This is a genomic window from Tritonibacter sp. SIMBA_163 (genome assembly GCF_046535935.1).
GTDB classification, from domain to species: domain Bacteria; phylum Pseudomonadota; class Alphaproteobacteria; order Rhodobacterales; family Rhodobacteraceae; genus Epibacterium; species Epibacterium scottomollicae.
Window position 1 is genome coordinate 1 of the sequence record NZ_JAWJBP010000307.1, and the last position, 280, is coordinate 280.

Sequence of the window (280 nt, forward strand, 5' to 3'; positions counted from 1 at the left end):
TGACACTTTAATTTCTCCCTGGAAACAGTTTAGACAGTTATCAATATTCTGTCAACAAGCTATCGAATTTTATTTGCATTGTTACGCTTCTCTTTTCTGCGGTATGATAAAAAGAGCATGTAGAAAAGTGAGGAATCCGTAATGCCTGAAGGATCCATTGGTCCAACCTTAAAAAACCTACGCAAAGACCGCAAATTAACATTGAAGCAATTAGCTGAAGAAACAGGTGTTTCCATCAGCTTCCTGTCACAGGTCGAACGTGGCAAATCAAGCGTCACAC

At 39.6% G+C, this 280-nt stretch carries 1 protein-coding gene; it reads left to right on the forward strand.

Annotated features, from left to right (window positions below; translation table 11 throughout):
- Positions 1–141 precede the first annotated feature (141 nt).
- On the forward strand, positions 142–280 hold a 139-nt coding region (locus tag R0J92_RS22510), incomplete at its 3' end, for a helix-turn-helix domain-containing protein (protein ID WP_411053295.1).